Source organism: Flavobacterium sp. LC2016-13, from assembly GCF_009707955.1.
In the GTDB taxonomy this organism is placed as follows: domain Bacteria; phylum Bacteroidota; class Bacteroidia; order Flavobacteriales; family Flavobacteriaceae; genus Flavobacterium.
Genome location: NZ_WMDQ01000059.1, coordinates 1 through 306, shown reverse-complemented (window position 1 = coordinate 306; position 306 = coordinate 1). Strand labels below are relative to the sequence as shown.

The 306-nt window shown below is 47.4% G+C and carries 1 protein-coding gene; it reads right to left on the bottom strand.

Annotation, left to right across the window (positions count from 1 at the left end; all coding sequences use genetic code 11):
• The coding region (locus GKZ86_RS25380) for a hypothetical protein (RefSeq protein ID WP_195936707.1) at positions 1–306 on the bottom strand (306 nt) is incomplete at both ends.

Here is a 306-nt window from a genome sequence, read left to right as displayed (position 1 = left end):
GCTTCCATTTAAGGTGTCGTTGCTCGTTAATGCCGTGGTGGTGCCGCCTGGCAATCCATTAACCGAAGGGGTCGTGTATGTTTCCGCAACAATCGCTGGGGCACTTACTACTACCGGAGAGCTAATAGTACTACAATTCAATGGGTTGTTTACTTCACAAATCGTATATCTTACTGAATAGTTTCCAGATGGGGTGTTGGCCGGAACTGTTACTGTTCCGTCTGCATTTACCACTAGTCCTGATCCTACCGGAACCGTACTTGATGTGATTTGTACATTCCCTGCTGCGGTACCTACTACTACTGG